An 18,879-nucleotide genomic window follows, 5' to 3' on the forward strand; every position below is an offset into this window, starting at 1 on the left:
TCAGAGAACGGCGTCCTTGCGCACACCGTTGGATGCGAAGAAGCGCTTCAGCCGCACCAGCGCTTCCTGCTGGATCTGCCGCACGCGTTCCCGCGTGAGGCCCATTTCGTCGGCGAGTTCTTCGAGCGTGGCGGGCTCGATGTGATTGAGGCCGAAACGCCGCTCGATCACATGCCGATGCTTGTCCGACAGGCGCGCGAGCCACGCGCGCGTGAGTGTTTCGAGCTCGCGGTGCTGCACTTCCGCATCCGGCGACTGGCTCTGGTCGTCGGACAGCAGATCGAGCAGGCTGCTCGCCGGATCGAGATCGAGCGGCGCGTCGAGCGAGGCGGTGTGCTCGTTCAGCGCGAGGATGTCCGTGACTTCGTCGGAGGTCTTGCCGGTGAGGTACGCGATGTCGTCGATGCTCGCGTCGCGGCGGTCGCCCGCCTCGGCCGTGTTCATCGAATTCTTCTCGAGGTGGCGCTTCGCGCGCAGCACCTGGTTCAGCTCGCGGATCACGTGCACCGGCAGCCGCACAGTGCGCGCCTGGTTCATGATCGCGCGCTCGATGCTCTGACGGATCCACCACGTGGCGTAGGTGGAGAAACGGAAGCCGCGCGTCGGATCGAATTTCTCGATCGCGTGCATCAGGCCGAGATTGCCTTCCTCGATCAGATCGAGAAGCGGCACGCCGCGATTCAGATAGCCCTTCGCAATGCTCACCACGAGCCGCAGATTGCGCTCGATCATCACCTGGCGCGCTTCGAACTCGCCCGCTTTCGCGAGACGCGAGTAACGCTGCTCTTCCTCGACGGTGAGCAGCGGCTTCACGCTGATGCGGTTGAGGTAGTGCTGGATCGTGTCGGCCGTGAGCTCGGCCTGCAGCAGCGCGCGGAAATCGTCGGCGTCGGAAGGCGCTTCGGCGCGGCCCTCCTCGCTGTCGCCCTCGGCTTCGTCGTTGCCCGACGATTCCTCGGCGTCGCGAACTTCGAGTTCGTCGTTGCTCTCGTCGTCCGAAGCGCCGCCGTCCTCCACCGAGGCATGCGTGGCACGGCTGATCGTCTCAGTCTCGGCTTGCGGCGGGCGGCGCTTCGATTTCGGCATGGTCGTAATCGGTTATTGCGGCGGCAAGTACTTCAACGGGTCGACGGGTTTTCCCTGCTTCCGGACTTCGAAGTGCAGCATCACGCGGTCGGAATCGCTGTTGCCCATCTCGGCGATCTTCTGCCCTTTGGTCACGGCGTCCCCCTCTTTTACCATCAAAGCGCGGTTGTGTGCATACGCTGTCAGGTAAGTCGCGTCATGCTTGATGATAATGAGATTGCCGTATCCGCGCAGCCCATTTCCGGCATAAACGACCCGTCCGTCCGCCGCGGCCTTCACCGGATCGCCCGGAGCCCCGCCGATATTGACACCCTTGTTGGTGGAGTCGTCGAATGTATTCAGAATCGGACCACGCACCGGCCACGCGAAGTTCGGTGTGCCGGACGCCGCGGCCGCTGCGCCGCTTGCGGGCGGCTGCGGCGGAATCGTCGTCGCGGTGGAACCGGATCCGTAGACCGGCGGCGTCGCGCCTGGCGCGCCCGCGTTTGCACCGGGAGCGGGCGGCGGATTCAGCGGCGCCGTTTCGACCGTACCCGTACCGCCGCCGATCGGCGACGTCGCGACACCCGGCGTAACCGCGGCGACGTTCGCGCCCGGCGGCGCCACGCGCAGCAGCTGGTCGACTTCGATCTGGTTAGGATTCGAGAGATTGTTCCATGTCGCGATGTCGCGATAGTTCTGGCCGTTCTCGAGCGCGATCCGGTAAAGCGTGTCGCCCGGCTTCACCCGGTAGTAACCCGGAGGCGGCGGCCCGAGCGGTGCAGGCGGCTGCGCCGCTGCCGCGCCCGGCTGCTGCGCGTTCTGCGTCCCGAACGTGTTGGAGCGATCGACGACGGGCGCATTGTCGAGCCGCGTCGCGCACGCGGTCAGCACGGAAAGCGCGGCCACGCATACGCTGCGTTGAACTACCGTCAGGCGCACGGTTGGACTGGTTCTTTGCATCATGCGCAACATACTCATCGGTTTCAGATCACTCCGGATTTTAAGGGTACAAAGAAAACGCGATCAAGCCGCGACTCCCGCCACTGTGCCGGCCCGACACGTTCGACGAGCGTGAGCACCTGCGACTGCGCATGCTGGTCGCCGACCGGCGCGACGAGCCGCCCGCCGATCGCGAGCTGCTCGAAGAGCGCCTGCGGCACATCGAGCCCCGCGGCCGCGATCACGATCGCGTCGAACGGTGCGACTTTCGGCATCCCGAGTCTGCCATCGCCGTAGTGCAGGCGGATGTTCGGAATGCGCAGCGGCCGCAGGTTCGTCTTCGCGCGTTCGTACAGCGGCTTGATGCGTTCGATCGAATACACGTCGCGCGCAACCTGGCTCAGCACCGCGGCCTGATACCCGCAGCCCGTGCCGATCTCCAGCACGTTCGCGAGCTGGCGTCCGCCCGCTGCGAGTTCGATCATGCGCGCGACCACCGACGGCTTCGAGATGGTCTGGTGATGACCGATGGGCAGCGCGGCGTCTTCGTAGGCCTGGGTCGCGAGGCCGGGATCGACGAACAGATGCCGCGGCACCACCGACATCGCATGCAGCACGCGCGGATCGGTCACGCCGTTCGCCCGCAGCCGTTCGACCATGCGCTCGCGAACCCGTTCCGACGTCAACGCCTGCGCCGCAATCTCGACGCTCTGCTGCGCGGCGCCGGAGACCTGCGTGAGCGGCATCGCCACGCTCGCCTGCGCGGCGGCGCGCAGGACGGTCGCGGTCGCTTTCGGTGCGGCCGATGCGGGCGCGGTGACGATGGTGCGTTTCGCGAGCACCGGCGGTTTGACCGCCAATGGCGCAGGCGAAGGCGCGGACACGCGCGGCTTCATGGTGGAAGCGATCGGCGTGACGGGCGCCTTCTTCGCTGGGTTGGCGATGGCGCTCGCGCCAGATGAAGACGCGCGTGCCGTCGAACCGGTGGACTTGAGCGACGTGGCAGCTTTGGTGCCCGTGCGGGTTCCGTTGTTTGCCGCCGCGCCAGCCGGACGGCTCGCCGCGCCGGATGCCTTCGCGCCGCCAGGTTTCGATGCGCGCGCATCGCTGCGCTGCGCGTCGGGCCGACGGCGCTCGCGCACGTCGGCGAGCCCAAGCGGAAAGCGCTTCGCGCGCTCGCCCGTCATGAACCGCCGCTCCCGGCGCGCACCCATTCGCGCGCCGCGGGCAGCATCTGGGTATGGGTCAGGTCGAGTTGCAGCGGCGTGATCGACACATGGCCGTTCGCGACCGCGTGGAAGTCCGTGCCCTCGCTCGCATCGCGCGCGCTGCCCGACGGGCCGATCCAGTAGATCGGTTCGCCGCGCGGGTTCGTCTGCCGGATCACCGGCTGCGATGGATGACGTTTGCCGAGCCGCGTGATGCGCCACTCGCGCAGTTCGGCGTACGGCAGATTCGGGATGTTGACGTTGAGAAGCGGATGCCCCGGCAACGGATTGCGCACGTAGTGCGCGACGATGTCCGCGGCGACGCGCGCGGCGGCATCGAGATGAAGCCAGTCTTTGTCGACGAGCGAGAACGCGATGGCCGGCACGTTGAACATGATGCCTTCGGTGGCGGCGGCGACGGTGCCCGAATACAGCGTGTCTTCGCCCATGTTCTGGCCGTTGTTGATGCCCGACACGACGAGGTCCGGCTTGTCGTCGAGCATGCCCGTCAGCGCGATGTGGACGGAATCCGTCGGCGTGCCGTTCACGTAGTAGAAGCCATTCGACGAGCGCAGCACCGACAGCGGCCGCGACAGCGTCAACGAATTCGATGCGCCGCTGCAGTTCTGCTCGGGCGCCATCACGGTAACATCGGCGAACGGCTTCAGCGCTTCGTAAAGCGCGGCGAGGCCGGGCGCCAGGTAACCATCGTCGTTGCTCAGGAGGATTCGCATGCGGCGATTGTAACCGAGGAAAGAAGGCACGCGAACGACATGCCCGCGCGGCCTTGCCGCAAACCGGATGCGGCGTCGCGGCGCCGTTCGTGTCTGCGTTCGCGACTACGCCGCACGACCGTTCGCATTGCCGTTACACTCGTCGTTCGATTCCGTTCATCCTCGATCCGGAGACACGATGCGCGCCATCCGCTGCCACCAGTACGGTCCTCCCGAGAGCCTCGCGCTCGACGACCTCCCCGACCTGCATACCGAGCCCGGTCACGTCGTGATCGACGTGAAAGCGGCCGCGGTGAATTTTCCCGACGTGCTGATCATCCAGAACCGCTATCAGATGAAGCCGCCGCTGCCGTTCACGCCGGGCGCGGAAGTCGCGGGCGTCGTGCGCGAAGTCGGTGCGGGCGTCACGCAGTTCAGGGCTGGCGACCGCGTGGTTGCGTACGTCGGCACCGGTGGCTTCGCCGAACAGGCGAGCGCCGCAGAATCGGCGTGCGTCGCGCTGCCGCCCGATGCCGATCTGTCCGTCGCCGCCGCGTTCACGCTCGCGTACGGCACGTCGCATCACGCGGTGGTCGATCGCGCGGCGTTGAAGGCCGGCGAGACAATGCTCGTGCTCGGCGCGAGCGGCGGCGTCGGCCTCGCCGCGGTCGAGATCGGCAAGGCGCTGGGCGCGCGCGTGATCGCGGCGGCGTCGAGCGACGAGAAGCTCGCGGTGTGCCGCGAGCACGGCGCCGACGCGACCATCAACTACGCGCGCGACGACCTGCGCGAGCAGCTCAAGACGCTCACCGATGGTAAAGGCCCGGACGTGATCTACGATCCGGTCGGCGGCGACTATGCGGAGCCCGCGTTCCGTTCGATCGCGTGGCGCGGCAGGTATCTGGTGGTCGGCTTCGCGAACGGCGAGATCCCGAAGCTGCCGCTCAATCTCGCGCTGCTCAAAGGCGCGAGCATCGTCGGCGTGTTCTGGGGCGACTATGCGCGGCGCGAGCCCGAGCGCAATGCGGCGGGCTTCGCGCAGATGCTCGGCTGGCTGAGGGAAGGCAAGCTGCGCCCGCTCGTGTCGGCGCGCTACGCGCTCGCCGACACGCCGCGCGCGCTGCAGGACATGGCGGCGCGCAAGGTCACCGGGAAGATCGTGATCGTGCCGTAAACGGGCGGGCCGCCCCGCCCTCGTTCACACGCTTCACACCACCTGTTGAGCGTGCAACTGCGCGATCGCGGCATCGTCGAAGCCGAGGGAACGCAGCACCTCGTCGGTGTGTTCGCCGAGTTCCGGTCCGAGCCAGCGCGTCTCACCCGGCGTGTCGGACAGTTTCGGCGTGACGCCGGGCAGCGCGATATCGCGGCCGTCCTGCCAACTGAAATGGCTGATCATCTGGCGTGCCGCGAACTGCGGATCGGTGAACATATCCGCGACCGAATAGATGCGGCCCACGGGAACATCGGCGGCGTTCAACACTTCGAGCGCTTCGTCGATCGTGCGGTGCGCGAGCCATGCGGCGATCGCGCCATCGATCTCCGCCGTGCGCGGCACGCGGCCATCGTTGTGCGCGAGCTCGGGATCGTTGGCGAGATCCTCGCGCTCGATCGCGATCATCAGCCGGCGGAAAATCGGATCGCTGTTGCCGCCGATCACGATGCTGCCGTCGCGGCACGGATAGGTATTCGACGGCACGATGCCCGGCAGCGAAGCACCGGTGCGCTCGCGCACCATGCCGTACACGCCGTACTCGGGCACGACGCTTTCCATCATGTTGAATACGGCCTCGTACAGCGCGACGTCCACCACCTGCCCTTTGCCGCCGTTCACCTGGCGATGATGCAGCGCCATCAGCGCGCCGATCACGCCGTGCAGCGCCGCGATCGAATCGCCGATCGAGATGCCGATGCGCGGCGGCGGCAGATCCGGATAGCCGGTGATATGCCGCAGCCCGCCCATCGATTCCGCGATCGCGCCAAAGCCCGGACGATCGCGATACGGGCCCGTTTGCCCGTAGCCCGACAGGCGCACCATCACGAGCCCGGGGTTCTCGGCGGACAGCACGTCGTAGCCGAGACCGAGTTTCTCGAGCAGCCCCGGCCTGAAATTCTCGACGACGATGTCGGCTTCCTTCGCGAGCCGCCGTACGATGTCCTTGCCTTCGTCGGCTTTCAGATTCACCGTCACGGACTTCTTGTTGCGAGCCTGCACGGCCCACCACAGCGACGTGCCGCCCACTTCGGGATACAGCTTGCGCCACTTGCGCAGCGGGTCGCCGCCTTTCGGGTCTTCGATCTTGATCACGTCGGCGCCGAATTCGCCGAGAAAACGCGCGGCGAACGGCCCGGCGATCAGCGTGCCGAGCTCGAGCACCTTGACGCCGGCGAGCGGGCCGGTGGCGCCGGGAGGCGTTACGCTCATGGTTGTCTCCTTGTCGACCGCAGTTAGCGCTTTAGCGCTTACTCTGGTCCCATGCAAAACCGTCGCTGCCGACCCGTCACAACGAGCGGCGATCCAGCATCGCGCGGGCGATCGTGCCCGCATCGACGTACTCGAGTTCGCCGCCCACCGGCACACCACGCGCAAGCCGTGTGACGGCAAGCCCACGCGCCTTCAGCGCCTGGCCGAGGTAATGCGCGGTCGCCTCGCCTTCGTTCGTGAAATTGGTGGCGAGCACCACTTCCTTCACGATGCCGTCGGACGCGCGCTTCACGAGCCGGTCGAAATGGATTTCCTTCGGGCCGATGCCGTCGAGCGGACTCAGACGTCCCATCAGCACGAAATACAGGCCGCGCCAGGTCATCGTCTGTTCGAGCATGATCTGGTCGGCAGGGGTCTCGACGACGCACAGCAGCGTCGGATCGCGCTCTTCATCGAGGCAGACCTCGCAGATCTGCGCTTCGGTGAACGTGTTGCACTTCTCGCAGTGCCGCAGATGCTCGGTCGCGAACAGCAGCGAGCGGCCGAGTTTTTCGGCACCTTCGCGGTCGTGCTGCATCAGGTGATAGGCCATCCGTTGCGCGGATTTCGGCCCGACGCCCGGCAGCGCACGCAGCGCTTCGACGAGCGCAGATAGAGCGGAAGGTGGTTTCATGCAGGATCGTCGGACGGTTGGCCGGTCACGGTGCGGGAGCGTGCGGCCTTGCCGGCGCGCGTCGCGGCCACGGATCGGTCACGACCCGGGCCCGACGCACGCGCGGCGGACGCAGTTTAGAACGGCAGCTTGAAGCCCGGCGGCAGCGGCAGGCCGGAGGTCATGCCGCCCATCTTTTCCTGCGCGGTGGCCTCGGCCTTGCGCACGGCGTCGTTGAACGCGGCCGCGACGAGGTCTTCGAGCATGTCCTTGTCGTCGGCGAGCAGGCTCGGATCGATCGACACGCGACGCACGTCGTTCTTGCAGGTCATCACGACCTTGACGAGGCCCGCGCCCGACTGACCCTCGACTTCGATCTGTGCGAGCTGTTCCTGCATCTTCTTCATGTTTTCCTGCATCTGCTGGGCCTGCTTCATCAGCCCGGCGAGTTGGCCTTTCATCATGGACGTGCTCCTTCTGGATCGTGTGGGATGGCTGGCCGGGAGCGCACGATGCCCTCGCCGGCCGTATGGGTCATGGCGTCAGCGCGGACTGGCCGCGCCACGCGATGCGTCGTTCGACAACGGGCGGATCGAGCCTTGCACGATGCTCGCACCGAAATCGCGGATCAACGACTGCACGAACGGATCGGCGCCGATCTCGCGCTCCGCTTCGCGCTGACGCTCGGCGCGCGCGAGCGCATCGAGCGCGGCCGCGGTGCGGCGAGCCGGGCCGACTTCGACGGTCACGTCGACCGCTTCGGGCAGACGCTCGACGAGCGCCGCTTTCAGCTTCGCGACCTGCGCCGCATCGGCGTACTGCGGGACCGGCACGTTCAGCTTCAGCGTGCGACCGTCGAGTGCAGTCAGCTCGCTGTTGAACGCGAGCTGATACGCGATGCCGGTCAGCGACAGGCTCGCAGCAAGCGCGGGCCAGTCGCCGTCGAAACCGATCGCGTTCAGCGCGATCCCGGCCGGCAGCGGACGCAAATCGACAGGCGGCGCGGCGGGTGTGCTGGTTGCGCTTTCGCGCACGCGGACGTCGTCGGGGCCGCTATCGAAGACCGGCATGAAGTGATCGTCGGGCGGTGCGAAGTAGCCGTCGTCGGCACTGGCGGGTACGAAGTAGTCGTCTGGCGGCACGTCGTCCCAGGGCGGTGCCGCGCTCGCGCCGGTGTCGGTCGACTGCGGCTTTGCGGCGCGCGCCGCCGGCGCGGCATCGCGAGATGCGGACGGGTCTGGACGGCGTGGCGCGCCGGGTGTCGGGACCGTCGGCACGGGCACGTTGACGCGCGGTGCGGCGGCGGGTTTCTGTGCCGCCGGTGCCGCCGGTGTGGCTGTATGTGCGGACGTCGCGCCGGGCGCTGCTGCACCTGCACGGCCTCGGTCCGTCGAAACTTTCATGCCGGCGTTGCGCAGCACGTCGAGCGCGGCGCTCGCACCGCCGCCCCGGCGAGGCGCAGACGTTTCGGCCGGTGCTTGCGCGCTGGGTTGTGCCGCAACGGGTTGCGTGGGCGCGGAGGCATGCGTGGGCGTGGAGGTTCGCGACGCTGAAGCGTCCGCGGCAACCTCGGGCTGCGCCAGCGAATCAGCTTGCGAGTCGGCTTGACGCGGTTGTACATCGGTCGGGGCTTCGACGGCCTCAACGATCGATTCGCGCGGCTGCACGGCGGCCGCTTCATCGACCGGTGCGCCTGCCTGGGTCGGGGCCGCGTTCCGATCCGCTGCACCGCTTCGATCGGCTGCCGGCTTGCCGGCATCGACCGATGACGTGGACGTGGACGCCGGCGCGGCAACCTCGCGCGCCGGAGCTGCTGCCGCCGCGCGTGCGGCTGGCGTCTCGACTGTCGCGCCGGACGCAGCAGCTACCGGCGGCGTCCGCACGCCTGCCGCGCCTGTACGACTACCGCCGCCTGTTGCACCCGTCGCGCCCGCGGGACCCGCGCCGCTCGCACCGCCGACGGCACCGCCCGACGCCATGTCGAACGCCAGCATCCGCAACAGCGTCATCGTGAAGCCGGCGTATTCATCCGGCGCGAGACCGAGCTCGGCCCGGCCGATCGTCGCAATCTGATAGAAGAGCTGCACCTGCTCCGGCGACACCTCGCCGGCAAAGCGCCGCAGATCGGCGGCTTCGGGCCACTCGTCGAGCACCGACGACGGCGCGACCTGCGCCCAGCCGATCCGATGCAGCAAGCTCGCCAGATCCTGCAGCGCGGTGGAAAACGACAGGCTGCGCAGCGCCATTTCATCCGCGACGGCCAGCACGGCCGCGCCATCGCCGGCTACGAGCGCGTCGAGCAGGCGGATCAGATAGCTCTGGTCGAGCGCGCCCAGCATGCCGCGCACCGCGTCTTCGGTCACCTGGTTCGCCGAATAGGCGATCGCCTGATCGGTCAGCGACAGCGCGTCGCGCATCGAACCTTCCGCGGCGCGCGCGAGCAGGCGCAGCGCCTGCGCTTCGAACGGAATCTGCTCCTGACCGAGAATGTTCTCCAGATGCGACACGATGTGTCCGGCCGGCATCTGCTTCAGGTTGAACTGCAGGCAGCGCGACAGCACGGTGACCGGAATCTTCTGCGGGTCCGTCGTGGCAAGGATGAACTTGACGTGCGCCGGCGGCTCCTCCAGCGTCTTGAGCATCGCGTTGAACGCGTGGTTCGTCAGCATGTGCACTTCGTCGATCATGTAGACCTTGAAGCGCGCATCGACCGGCGCGTACACCGCGCGCTCGAGCAGCGCGGCCATTTCGTCGACGCCGCGGTTGCTCGCTGCATCCATCTCGACGTAATCGACGAAGCGCCCTTCATCGATCTCGCGGCACGCACGGCACACGCCGCAGGGCGTGGCGGTTACGCCGGTTTCGCAGTTGAGCGCCTTCGCGAAGATGCGCGACAGCGTCGTCTTGCCGACGCCGCGGGTGCCGGTGAAGAGATAGGCATGGTGCAGACGGCCGCCGTCGAGCGCGTGCGTGAGCGCGCGCACCACGTGCTCCTGTCCGACGAGCGACGCGAAATCCTTCGGCCGCCATTTGCGTGCGAGAACTTGATAGGTCATCCGGAAATTGTATCAGTAACAATGACGCGCAAAACGGCCGGATCGAGCCATGCGGCCTATGCGCGATGGCAGCCAGGACAGCGCGACGCGCGACCACGCGCAATGCAGGTGCCTGGAGAGGAAAAACCGGAAGCTAAAACAGGAACCAGCGCAGAGACCAGCGAGCATGACACCGCGACGACACTGCGAAAAACCCGTGCGAAGACGTGTCTGTCATGCGTGGCGGAACGACAGGGGAAACTGCTAAAGGGGAACACCAAAGAGGAACTACAGGAGGAAGGTGACGAGCCCAACCCTCGGCACTGGCGGATAACGGCTGTGGCTGCTTCGTTCCCGACCTGACCAGGTTCACCGCCCCTCCATGCGAGGAGGCCCGTCACGAAGCATTCTACCATTGGTGAGCGCACAACGCGACTGCCGATTGATGCACTTGCACAATGCCGCGCCGCCGACAGGCAGAATGCCGTGCCACCAGCAGGCAGCGCGCACGCGCCCTCTTGCGTTCGCTGCGGACGCCTCCATCTAGCCGTCGTGATGCGGAACAAGCACTGCACGAGCATCCTGCGAAACCCGCGCCGGACAGGCTTTACGAGGGAACTACCCCCACTGTCCGTATGGGCACTATCACCACGGGCAACGCATAGCAATTTGGGCTAAACTGGCGTACCGATGTGTTGCGCATCCGCGATTCGGTGGCCGTTTCGACTGCTGCGTAACCGGAACATAGCGGAACGTCGCGCGCTGAAGCAGGCGCGCGGAACCAGGTGCGTTTTTAGTGTATCGTGGCGAGCAATTCAGGCGGGCCTCGAACCAGAAGAGGTATTTCATCAATGAGCGAACAGATCAAACATATCAGCGACGCATCGTTCGAACAGGACGTCGTGAAATCCGACAAGCCGGTCCTGCTCGATTTCTGGGCCGAATGGTGCGGTCCCTGCAAGATGATTGCCCCGATCCTCGACGAGGTCGCGAAAGACTACGCGGACCGTCTGCAGATCGCGAAGATCAATGTCGACGAGCATCAATCGACGCCGGTCAAGTTCGGCGTGCGCGGCATCCCCACGCTGATCCTCTTCAAGAACGGCGCGGTCGCCGCGCAGAAGGTCGGCGCACTGTCGAAGTCGCAACTCACCGCGTTCCTCGACGGCAATCTCTAAGCCGTTCCTGTTGTGACCCGACAACACGCGCAGTGAACACATGCCGGTTTGCCCGACAGGCGGAAATCGGCATGTGCTATGCTAGAATCCACAGAACGTCTACAAGACGTCTAAGTCTTTGAGCGGTTCCGCTCACTTCTCCTCCCAAATTCTTTCGTCGCAGCTTCTCCTCCCCGGCGGGTTCTCCGTATGCATTTATCCGAGCTTAAGTCTCTGCACGTGTCCGAATTGATCGAGATGGCCAATGGCCTCGAGATCGAAAGTGCGAACCGCCTGCGCAAGCAGGAACTGATGTTCGCGATCCTCAAGAAGCGCGCCAAGACGGGCGAGACGATTTTCGGCGACGGCACGCTCGAAGTCCTGCCGGACGGTTTCGGTTTCCTGCGCTCGCCGGAAACCTCGTACCTCGCGAGCACGGACGACATCTACATCAGCCCCTCGCAGATCCGCCGCTTCAATCTGCATACCGGCGACACGATCGAAGGCGAAGTCCGTACGCCGAAAGACGGCGAACGCTACTTCGCGCTCGTGAAGGTGGACAAGGTCAATGGCCAGCCGCCGGAAGCGTCGAAGCACAAGATCATGTTCGAAAACCTGACGCCGCTGCACCCGAACAAGGTGCTGCTGCTCGAACGTGAGATGCGCGGCGAAGAAAACGTGACGGGCCGCATCATCGACATGATCGCGCCGATCGGCAAGGGCCAGCGCGGCCTGCTCGTCGCGTCGCCGAAGTCGGGCAAGACGGTGATGCTTCAGCACATCGCGCATGCGATCAAGCAGAACCATCCGGACGTCGTGCTGTTCGTGCTGCTGATCGACGAACGTCCTGAAGAAGTGACGGAAATGCAGCGCTCGGTGGCGGGCGAAGTGATCGCATCGACCTTCGACGAACCGGCCGCGCGTCACGTGCAGGTCGCCGAAATGGTGATCGAGAAGGCCAAGCGTCTCGTCGAAATGAAGCACGACGTGGTGATCCTGCTCGACTCGATCACGCGTCTCGCGCGCGCCTACAACACGGTCGTGCCGGCATCGGGCAAGGTGCTCACGGGCGGTGTCGACGCGAACGCGCTGCAACGTCCGAAGCGCTTCTTCGGCGCCGCGCGCAACATCGAGGAAGGCGGCTCGCTCACCATCATCGGCACCGCGCTGATCGAAACCGGCAGCCGCATGGACGACGTGATCTACGAAGAGTTCAAGGGCACCGGCAACATGGAAGTGCACCTCGAGCGCCGTCTCGCGGAAAAGCGCGTGTACCCGTCGATCAACCTGAACAAGTCGGGCACGCGTCGCGAAGAACTGCTGATCAAGCCGGACATCCTTCAGAAAATCTGGGTGCTGCGCAAGTTCATCCACGACATGGACGAAGTCGAGGCGATGGAATTCCTGCTCGACAAGATCCGCCAGACGAAGAACAACTCCGAATTCTTCGACATGATGCGTCGCGGCGGTTAAGCGCGCGCGTCTGCACAGGCAAAACAAGGCCGTCCGGGCAACCGGACGGCCTTGTTCATTTCAGGCGCTGCACAACACACATCTCGCCGACCTCGCGACTCCTTATAATCCAAGGCTGCAGCAACCGATCGACCAGCCAGGTAGCTCATGCTTTCCAGACTCAACCAGTGGTTCGGCGCCCGCCGTCGCGAACGAACGCTGCGCGACTTCGCGATCGCCGATGCGCTCTGGCGGACCACGCTCCTGCGCCTGCCGTTCCTCACGCACCTCGATGCCGGCGACCTCGTCCGTCTGCGCGAGCTGACGAGCCTCTTCATCGCGCAGAAGTCGTTTTCGACCGCGCACGAACTCGAACTTACCGATGAAATGACCGTCGCGATCGCGGTCCAGGCCTGCCTGCCGGTGCTGAACCTGAGCCTCGATCTCTATCGCGGCTGGGTCGGGATCGTCGTGTATCCAGGCGAGTTCGTGATCCGCAAGACGGTGGAGGACGAGGACGGCGTCGTGCACGAAATCGAGCAGGAAGCGAGCGGCGAAGCGTGGGAAGGCGGTCCGGTCATCCTGTCGTGGGAAGACGCGCAGATGACCGGCGGGCGCGACGCGTACAACGTCGTGATCCACGAGTTCGCGCACAAGATCGACATGCTGACGGGCGAAGCGGACGGCCATCCGCCCCTCTTCCGGCGCTGGCACGCGCCGCTCGACAACACCGCGTGGGCCGACGTGTTCGATCACGCGTACGACCAGTTCTGCGCGCGCGTCGACGCGGTGCCGGAGCGCCGCTGGGCGCGCTTCGAGCGCGAATCGCTGATCGACCCGTACGCGGCCGACCACCCGTCGGAGTTCTTCGCGGTCTGCAGCGAGGCGCTGTTCGTCCAGCCGAAGGGGTTCGAGGCCGAATATCCGGAGCTGTACCGGCTGCTCGCGCGCTATTACCGGCAGGACCCGGCGAAGGTCGGCGCGCTGGAGGGCGGCACGCCCTGATTGCCTCGCAAAAAACTCCCCAGGTATTCGCCAAGCGTCTGATTATCTGGCATAATCGCCGTTTTTCGACCTCAGGCAAGTGGTTCGCACCCCGGTCAACCGGCATCCCGCCGGAACAGCCGTCGCGGGCTGGCTACCGCCAGATAAAGGAAAGACCATGAAAGAAGGCATTCACCCGAATTACCGCGAAGTCCTGTTCGTCGACGTGTCGAACGACTTCAGGTTCGTGACGCGCTCCACGATCCAGACGCGCGAAACGGCCGAATTCAACGGCCAGACGTACCCGCTCGCGAAGATCGAAGTGTCGTCGGAATCGCACCCGTTCTACACGGGCCAGCAGAAGATCATGGACACGGCCGGCCGCGTCGAGAAGTTCAACAAGAAGTTCGGCGCACGCGCCACGGGCAAGGTCACGAAGTAAGTTCGCGCCGGCCTGCAAGGCTTCACACCGGCGGATCAACGAATCGGCCGGTCTATCGAAAGGGCAGCCCAGGCTGCCCTTTTCGTTTCCGGCGCCTGTTTCGCGCAAGGCTGGGGCAGCGCATTTCATCGCCGATCAATGCGCCAGCCAATGCGCGCTGCATTTCGGGCTAGCCATACCGCGCCTTGAATCAGCGCCTTGAATCAGCGCCTTGAATCAGCGCCCTGAATTAGCGCCCTGAATTAGCGCCCTGAATTAGCGCCCTGAGTTACGCGCCTTGCATATCGGTAAGACAGTCCGGAAACACCCGCTTTAGCCGAGATGACGCTGGCTGCCCGCCCCGTCTACAATGCCGGATGCTCCAGATCGGCCAGCTTCGCGGCACGGGGTAACCGATGCAGCGCGCGGCGCGCATGCAATAACAGCACGCGCCAGACGTCATGACCTACGCCGCGTACCCATTCGAACATTGCCCGCCCGCGCCGGCTGAACCGCTTTCCTCGTCGCTCACATCCGCATGAAACCAGTCGTTCGTCTCACAGCCTCTGCGACCAGCGCCCTGCCGCGCTCGCTGCTGCTCACGATCTGCATCGTGTACGCATCGTTCGGGCTGTTCGGCCGCGACCCGTGGAAGAACGAAGACGCCGCCGGCTTCGGCGTAATGTGGACGATGGCCAAAGGCGGCCTGCACGACTGGCTGCTGCCGAACCTCGTCGGCAAATACATGACCGCCGACGGCCCGCTCGGCTACTGGCTCGGCGCCGCGTCGATCCGCGGGCTCGCGCCGTGGGTCGATGCGAGCAACGCGTCGCGCGTATTCACGGGCCTGCTGTTCTGCGCCGCGTGCGCGTTCGTCTGGTACGCAACCTATCTGCTCGGCCGCCGCGCCGAAGTGCAGCCGTTCAAGTACGCGTTCGGCGGCGAACCCGAGCCGCGCGACTACGGCCGCACGCTCGCCGACGGCGCGCTGCTGATCCTGCTCGCCTGCTTCGGTCTCGCCGAACGCGGCCACGAAACCACGCCGCAGGTCATGCAGTTCGTGCTCGTCGCGATGCTCGTCTACGGCCTCGTGCGGATGATCGACAAGCCGATCCAGGGCGCGCTCTGGTGGGGCCTCGCGGTCGGTCTCGTCACCCTCGCGAGCAATCCGGTGCTGGTGGGCGCGCTGATCGTCGGCACCATCGCGATGTGCGTGTTCGTGCGCGAATCGCGCTGGCGTTGGCGCTGGCTCGCGCTCGTGGGCCTGCCGGTTGCGCTGGTGCTGGGCCTGTCGTGGCCGCTCGTTGCGATCGCACGCTTCCCGGACGACGGCGTCTGGTTCCTGAACCAGTGGGTCTACGCGAGCCTCGCGTCGGTCGGTGGCTCGGCCGGGCCCGCGCTGCAATATGCGCTGAAGAACATGCCGCTCTTCACGTGGCCCGCGTGGCCGCTCGCGTTGTGGGCGTTCTTCAGCTGGGCCGGCCTGCGCCGCGCGCCGCACGTCGCGATTCCGCTGTCCGTGATCGTGCCGCTGCTGATTCTCGTCGTGCTGCAGGCGCATCAGTCGAACCGGCTGTACATGCTGCTGCTGCCGGCGCTGTCGGTGCTCGCCACGTTTGCGCTGCCCACGTTGAAGCGCGGCGCGATCAACGCGTTCGACTGGTTCGCCGTGCTGAGCTTCACGATTCTCGGCAGCTTCGTGTGGCTCGTGTGGCTCGCGGGTCTCACCGGTTTTCCGCATCCGCTCGCGCGCAACCTCGCGCGTCTCGCGCCCGGCTTCACGCCGGAGTTCAAGATTCTCTCCTTCGTCTGCGCGATCGCGGTCACGGTGTGCTGGATCGCGCTCGTGCAATGGCGCATCGCGCGGCATCCGAAGGTGCTGTGGCGCAGTGTCGTGCTGTCGAGCGCGGGCACCACGCTGATGTGGGTGCTGCTGATGACGCTGTGGCTGCCGGTCGTCAACTACAGCCGTACGTACAAGGACGTCGCGCAGCAGATTGCAAGCCACCTGCCCGCCGACTACACCTGCATCTCGCCCGTGCGCTTAGGCGATGCTCAGATCGCGACGTTCGCGTACTTCGGCAACATGCACTTCTCGTTCGACGACGACTGCGACGTGATCCTGCGCCAGGACACCCAGGACTTCGGCGAGCCGAGCTCGATGCCCACCTACATCTGGAAGCTCGTGTGGGAAGGACGCCGTGTCGCCGACCGCGACGAGCGCTTCCGCCTGTACGTGCGCATCGACCGGCCGGTGCCGCCGGTCAAGCGCCACGAACAGCACTACAGGAAACAGTGACCGTGCCGGGCATGCTCGCCGATGTGCGGAAGATCGCCGCACTCGCGTGGCCCGTGCTGATCGGCCAGCTCGCGATCATCGCGTTCGGCGTGATCGACACCGCGATGGTCGGACGCTATTCCGCTACCGATCTGGCCGCGCTCGGCCTCGGCTCGTCGATCTACATCTCGATCTATATCGGCCTCACCGGCATTCTCACCGCGCTGCAGCCGATCGCGGGCCAGCTCTACGGCGCGCGGCGCTACGACGAGATCGGCGCGGAAGTGCGCCAGGCGCTGTGGCTTGCGTTCGCGCTGATGCTGATCGGCTTCGTGCTGCTGTACCACCCTCAGCCGCTGCTGCAGATCGCGCACGCGCCCGAGGCGCTGCGCGAGCGCACGGTGTCGTATCTGCAGATTCTCGCGTTCGGCCTGCCCGCCAGCCTCGCGTTTCGCGTGTACAGCAGCCTGACCAACGCGGTCGGCAAGCCGCGGCTCGTGATGATCCTGCAGGTCGGCGCGCTCCTCATCAAGGTTCCGCTCAACACCTGGTTCATCTTCGGCGGGCTCGGCGTGCCGGCGCTCGGCGGCCCCGGCTGCGCGCTCGCGAGCACCGGGATCAACTGGCTGCTCGCCGTCGTCGGCATGACGCTACTCGCCCGGGTGGAAGTGTTCACGCCCTTCGCGATCTTCTCGCGCTTCTGTCTGCCCGAATGGAAACGGCAGCTCGAACTGCTGAAGCTCGGCATTCCGATGGGCCTGTCGTACCTGATCGAAGTGACGTCGTACACGTTCATGGCGCTCTTCATCGCGCGCTTCGGCACGACGACGCTCGCCGGCCATCAGATTGCCGGCAACGTCGGCGCGGTGCTGTACATGACGCCGCTTTCCATCGGCATCGCGTCGTCGACGCTGGTCGCGCAGGCGCTCGGCGGCGGCCGCATCCAGGCGGCGCATACGATCGCACGCCACGGCATCGCGATGGCGGTGACGATCGCGTTCGTGTACGGCGCGATCGTGCTCGCGCTGCGCCCGCTGATCATCGCCGGCTATACGCCGAACGCGCAGGTCGCGATGGCCGCGATGCCGCTCGTGCTGATCGTCGTGTTCTATCACCTGTTCGACGCGCTGCAGGTTACCACCGCGTTCGTGCTGCGCGCGTACCGCGTGGCGGTCGTGCCGACGGTGATCTACGCGGTCGCGCTGTGGGGCGTCGGGCTCGGCGGCGGGTATCTACTCGGCTTCAACGTGAGCGGCGGCGTGCCGGTCGCGCTGACCGGCGCGCGCGGTTTCTGGCTTGCGAACATGGCGAGTCTGGCGGTCGCCGGCGCGGGGCTGCTCGTGTACTGGCGTGTGATCAGCGGCCGGCGGCTCCTCTCCGACCGCGCGACGCACGGCGATCCGGCTGCATAGCTGGCGCAGAATCGCTGTACACGGCGTTACTACGCTCAGTTACTACGCTCAGTTAGCGCGCTCCGCTATCACGCGCCGTCAGCGCGCCCGATCAGCGTTGAACGTCACCCGCTCGTCCGGGCTACGCCGTCTCCAGCATCGCGACCTCTTCAGGCGGCAGATCCGCCATCCCTCGCGCCGCGAACACCTCGCGCGCGGCGAACAGCGCATTGAGCGCCGCCGGGAAACCCGCGTACAGCGCCATCTGCATGAACACCTCGACGATTTCGTCGCGCGTGCAACCGACGTTCAGCGCCGCCTCGATATGAATCTTCAGCTGCGGCGCCGCGTTGCCGAGCGCGGCAAGCGCCGCGATGGTCGCGATTTCGCGTGCGCGCAGGTCCAGCTGCGGCCGGCTGTAGATATCGCCGAAGCCGAACTCGATCAGCATCCGGCCAAAATCCGGTGCGATGGGCGCGAGCACGGCGATCACCTTCTCGCCGACCTCCCCGTCGATTTCCTTCAGCTTTTGCCAGCCCTGCGTGTAGCGGGTGTTGTGTGCGTTATCCATGGCGAATCCTCGTCCTGTGGTTGCGATTGAGAAAATTCGTCATGCCGATCGGCGTCTTGGCCAGGCTGCTGCGTCGTGACCGCCGGCGGGGCCTGGATCGCATCGTCGTACCAGTCGATCTTGTCCGTGATCGCGGCAAGATTCGTCTGCAGTTCGCCGATCCGCGCGAGCACCGCGCTACGGTGCGCGTCGAGCATCTCGCGGCGCGCGTCGTAGGTCGCCGCGCCTTGCGCGCGCAGCTTCGCGAACGCCTGCATTCCGACGATCGGCATCCCGGTCGCCTTCAGACGCATCACGAACTGCAGCCAGTCCAGATCCGCCGGCGAATAGAGCCGATGCCCCGCCGCCGTACGGCCGGTCGCCTGCAGCAGGCCGGCCTGCTCGTAGTAGCGCAGCGTGTGTGCGGTGAGGCCGGTGGCCGCGGCCACCTGACCGATCGTGAGTGCTTTCGACATGACGGAACTCAGGTTAGGACTTCGAGTGCACTCTAAGTCAAGCACTGGATGCTGTCACCCGCGCTGACGCCCTACCCTTGCACGTAATGCACGCTTCAAGCGACGTCCGACCTGATCCATCGCAAATTTT

The 18,879-nt window shown here is 66.0% G+C and carries 17 protein-coding genes and 1 other RNA gene; 7 read left to right on the forward strand and 11 right to left on the reverse strand.

The window, feature by feature from the left end; translation table 11 throughout:
• Genes rpoS through surE form a run of 4 tightly spaced genes read right to left on the reverse strand, consistent with a single transcriptional unit; the run spans position 1 to position 3,949 of the window.
• Positions 1-1,086: an RNA polymerase sigma factor RpoS gene (gene rpoS, locus DVS29_RS02620; RefSeq protein ID WP_118178886.1), complete on the reverse strand. Its 1,086-nt coding sequence runs from the start codon at positions 1,084-1,086 to the stop codon at positions 1-3.
• 12 nt (positions 1,087-1,098) lie between these two features.
• Positions 1,099-2,046 carry a peptidoglycan DD-metalloendopeptidase family protein gene (locus DVS29_RS02625; protein ID WP_118178887.1) on the reverse strand — a complete coding sequence of 316 codons (948 nt, stop codon included), beginning with the start codon at positions 2,044-2,046 and terminating at the stop codon, positions 1,099-1,101.
• Positions 2,047-2,051: 5 nt separating this feature from the next.
• Positions 2,052-3,194 carry a protein-L-isoaspartate(D-aspartate) O-methyltransferase gene (locus DVS29_RS02630; protein WP_118179063.1) on the reverse strand — a complete coding sequence of 381 codons (1,143 nt, stop codon included), beginning with the start codon at positions 3,192-3,194 and terminating at the stop codon, positions 2,052-2,054.
• Positions 3,191-3,949 carry a 5'/3'-nucleotidase SurE gene (gene surE / locus DVS29_RS02635; RefSeq protein WP_118178888.1) on the reverse strand — a complete coding sequence of 253 codons (759 nt, stop codon included), beginning with the start codon at positions 3,947-3,949 and terminating at the stop codon, positions 3,191-3,193. Before surE ends, DVS29_RS02630 begins: the two co-directional genes overlap by 4 nt.
• A 178-nt stretch (positions 3,950-4,127) precedes the next feature.
• Here surE and DVS29_RS02640 point away from each other — a divergent pair, with 178 nt between their 5' ends.
• Positions 4,128-5,102 (forward strand): NADPH:quinone oxidoreductase family protein, encoded by a 975-nt coding sequence (locus DVS29_RS02640; RefSeq protein ID WP_118178889.1) that lies wholly within the window; start codon positions 4,128-4,130, stop codon positions 5,100-5,102.
• Between the two features lie 33 nt (positions 5,103-5,135).
• Here DVS29_RS02640 and DVS29_RS02645 read toward each other — a convergent pair whose 3' ends face one another.
• The 5 genes from DVS29_RS02645 to ffs form a co-directional block, all read right to left on the reverse strand.
• Positions 5,136-6,353, reverse strand: a complete 1,218-nt coding sequence (locus DVS29_RS02645; RefSeq protein WP_118178890.1) for a CaiB/BaiF CoA transferase family protein — start codon at positions 6,351-6,353, stop codon at positions 5,136-5,138.
• 76 nt (positions 6,354-6,429) lie between these two features.
• Positions 6,430-7,026 carry a recombination mediator RecR gene (gene recR, locus DVS29_RS02650; protein WP_118178891.1) on the reverse strand — a complete coding sequence of 199 codons (597 nt, stop codon included), beginning with the start codon at positions 7,024-7,026 and terminating at the stop codon, positions 6,430-6,432.
• Positions 7,027-7,142: 116 nt separating this feature from the next.
• Complete coding sequence (locus DVS29_RS02655) at positions 7,143-7,469, reverse strand: YbaB/EbfC family nucleoid-associated protein (RefSeq protein WP_118178892.1); 327 nt, start codon at positions 7,467-7,469, stop codon at positions 7,143-7,145.
• Between the two features lie 78 nt (positions 7,470-7,547).
• On the reverse strand, positions 7,548-10,061 hold the full coding sequence (locus tag DVS29_RS02660; RefSeq protein WP_118178893.1) for a DNA polymerase III subunit gamma/tau: 2,514 nt from the start codon (positions 10,059-10,061) through the stop codon (positions 7,548-7,550).
• Positions 10,062-10,340: 279 nt separating this feature from the next.
• Positions 10,341-10,439: signal recognition particle sRNA small type (ffs, locus tag DVS29_RS02665), an RNA gene on the reverse strand.
• A 452-nt stretch (positions 10,440-10,891) separates the two neighbouring features.
• On the opposite strand from ffs, the gene trxA reads away from it, so the two are divergent.
• The 6 genes from trxA (at position 10,892) to DVS29_RS02695 (ending at position 17,744) form a co-directional block, all read left to right on the forward strand.
• Positions 10,892-11,218: a thioredoxin TrxA gene (trxA, locus tag DVS29_RS02670; protein ID WP_006048864.1), complete on the forward strand. Its 327-nt coding sequence runs from the start codon at positions 10,892-10,894 to the stop codon at positions 11,216-11,218.
• A 189-nt stretch (positions 11,219-11,407) separates the two neighbouring features.
• Positions 11,408-12,670 (forward strand): transcription termination factor Rho, encoded by a 1,263-nt coding sequence (gene rho / locus DVS29_RS02675; RefSeq protein ID WP_118178894.1) that lies wholly within the window; start codon positions 11,408-11,410, stop codon positions 12,668-12,670.
• A gap of 147 nt (positions 12,671-12,817) precedes the next feature.
• Positions 12,818-13,654: a M90 family metallopeptidase gene (locus DVS29_RS02680; protein WP_118178895.1), complete on the forward strand. Its 837-nt coding sequence runs from the start codon at positions 12,818-12,820 to the stop codon at positions 13,652-13,654.
• A gap of 157 nt (positions 13,655-13,811) precedes the next feature.
• Positions 13,812-14,075, forward strand: a complete 264-nt coding sequence (locus tag DVS29_RS02685; protein WP_118178896.1) for a type B 50S ribosomal protein L31 — start codon at positions 13,812-13,814, stop codon at positions 14,073-14,075.
• Positions 14,076-14,592: 517 nt separating this feature from the next.
• Positions 14,593-16,353, forward strand: coding sequence for a glycosyltransferase family 39 protein (locus DVS29_RS02690; RefSeq protein WP_118178897.1), 1,761 nt, complete (start codon positions 14,593-14,595; stop codon positions 16,351-16,353).
• A gap of 11 nt (positions 16,354-16,364) precedes the next feature.
• Positions 16,365-17,744, forward strand: coding sequence for an MATE family efflux transporter (locus tag DVS29_RS02695; protein ID WP_118179064.1), 1,380 nt, complete (start codon positions 16,365-16,367; stop codon positions 17,742-17,744).
• Positions 17,745-17,865: 121 nt separating this feature from the next.
• Here DVS29_RS02695 and DVS29_RS02700 read toward each other — a convergent pair whose 3' ends face one another.
• A complete protein-coding gene (locus DVS29_RS02700; protein WP_118178898.1) occupies positions 17,866-18,294 on the reverse strand; it encodes a carboxymuconolactone decarboxylase family protein in 429 nt (142 codons plus the stop codon).
• Positions 18,246-18,749, reverse strand: coding sequence for a MerR family transcriptional regulator (locus DVS29_RS02705; protein ID WP_118178899.1), 504 nt, complete (start codon positions 18,747-18,749; stop codon positions 18,246-18,248). Before DVS29_RS02705 ends, DVS29_RS02700 begins: the two co-directional genes overlap by 49 nt.
• Positions 18,750-18,879: the final 130 nt, after the last annotated feature.

This window comes from Paraburkholderia phosphatilytica (assembly GCF_003443895.1).
Lineage (GTDB): Bacteria > Pseudomonadota > Gammaproteobacteria > Burkholderiales > Burkholderiaceae > Paraburkholderia > Paraburkholderia phosphatilytica.